This window comes from Deltaproteobacteria bacterium (genome assembly GCA_011773515.1).
Lineage (GTDB): Bacteria > Desulfobacterota > Deferrimicrobia > J040 > J040 > WVXK01.
The window spans coordinates 233-1,275 of record WVXK01000044.1 but is presented as its reverse complement, the minus strand read 5'-3'; the positions used below and the strand labels follow the sequence as shown (position 1 = coordinate 1,275).

Genomic DNA, 1,043 nt, shown 5'->3' with positions numbered 1-1,043 from the left:
GGTTTCTCTTAAATGTCTTGATAGCCTTAGTGACGTGCCCCCCTTAAACGATACCAGTTATAATCTCATAAAAAGGGGGGATAAATGGCCAAAAAGGGATACACACCGGAACAGATCATCAACAAGCTCCGCGAGGCAGAAATACTGCTTAACCAGGGAGCTACCATCGCCGTTGTCAGCAAGAAGATCGGGGTAAGCGCCCACACCTACTACCGCTGGCGAAAAGAGTACGGCGGTATGAGAGTAGACCAGGCTCGCCGGCTCAAAGAGTTGGAGCAGGAGAACTCCCGTTTAAAGAAGCTGGTAGCCGATCTATCTCTCGATAATGCCATTCTCAAAGAAGCCTCACGGGGAAACTTCTAAGCCCGTCCCGCAGACGTAAGATGGTGTTACAGGTATCTCAGAAGTTAGCGGTCTCGGAAAGGCGGGCATGTAAAGTACTGGAGCAAGCCAGGGCTACCCAGCGTCGCAATCTATCGCCACCATCCGATGAGAAGCGGCTTACCGATGATATTATTGCCCTGGCGACCAGGTATGGAAGGTATGGCTACCGCAGGATAACGGCCTTATTAAATAATGAGCATGGGTGGAGGGTGAACCACAAAAGGGTAGAAAGAATCTGGAGAAAGGAAGGGCTCAAGGTGCCAAAGAAACAACCCAAACGAGGTAGATTATGGCTTAATGACGGCTCCTGTATCCGGCTCAGACCGGAGCATAAGGACCATGTCTGGAGCTACGACTTTATGATAGACCGTACGGCCGATGGCAGGGCCTTCAAAATACTGAATATCATTGATGAATACACCCGGGAATGCCTGGCGATGCTGGTAGCCCGTAAGATCAAAAACCAGGATGTGATTGATCTCCTGTTTCACCTTTTTATCTTTCGTGGTATCCCGGAGCATATCCGCTCCGATAACGGTCCGGAGTTTACCGCTAAAGCAGTAAGGAGATGGCTTAACCGTCTGGGAGTGAAGACACTCTTTATTGAGCGAGGAAGTCCCTGGGAGAACGGGTACATCGAATCATTTAACGGCAAGCTG

1 pseudogene (cut by a window edge) is annotated in these 1,043 nt (G+C 50.0%); it reads left to right on the top strand.

Annotation, left to right across the window (positions count from 1 at the left end):
* Positions 1–84 precede the first annotated feature (84 nt).
* Positions 85–1,043: pseudogene (locus tag GTN70_04305) on the top strand (IS3 family transposase) (it continues 188 nt past the right edge of the window).